Source organism: Pseudomonas laurentiana, assembly GCF_014648275.1.
GTDB lineage: Bacteria > Pseudomonadota > Gammaproteobacteria > Pseudomonadales > Pseudomonadaceae > Aquipseudomonas > Aquipseudomonas laurentiana.
Map to the genome: position 1 here is coordinate 1 of NZ_BMQU01000166.1, position 588 is coordinate 588.

Sequence of the window (588 nt, forward strand, 5' to 3'; positions counted from 1 at the left end):
CCTGTGGCAAGAATGGCCACATCAGCTCCAAGTGCCGCTCCAAGAACAAGAAGAAGAAGACCAAAGAGGCTGTCCACCTAGTGGAAGTCCCTGACCACAGCAGAGTCTATGCTACTACCAATGGTGAAACCATCGTCGATTTGGGCCAAGGCAACAACGAGCATGAGGAAGAAGAGTCCTCCCACTTCATCGAAGAGTGTTTCTTCACCAACGAAGTGGAGCCTAAAGATGACTCCTTTACCTTGGATTGCGGCTCCAGCATCCATATTGTCAAGGACAAGGCAAAGCTAGAGAATCCTCGCAGGTGCTCGGTTACCATCAGAGGTGTTAATGGCCGCTCCGGTGCAGCCATGGAAGGCGAAGTCCAGTTCGGCAAGATGAAGCTTGAGAACGTCAAGTTTGCAAGCTCGTCTCCAAGAAACTTGTTGAGTGCTCACTTGTTGACTGAGAAAGGATACGATATCCTCTTGTCTAATGCTGATGCCAAGGTCTTCTACGGCAATGTCTTTGTCATCTCGTTCCCAAAGATTGGCAAGTTCTGGGAAATCTCTTCCAAGAATGCTGACAGCGAAATGGTTTTCAATGTCG

Annotated in this window: 1 protein-coding gene; it reads left to right on the plus strand. The window is 49.0% G+C overall.

Annotated features, from left to right (window positions below):
- Positions 1 to 588, plus strand: a 588-nt coding sequence (locus IE038_RS24150) for a hypothetical protein (RefSeq protein WP_189396437.1), incomplete at both ends; no start/stop codon positions are given.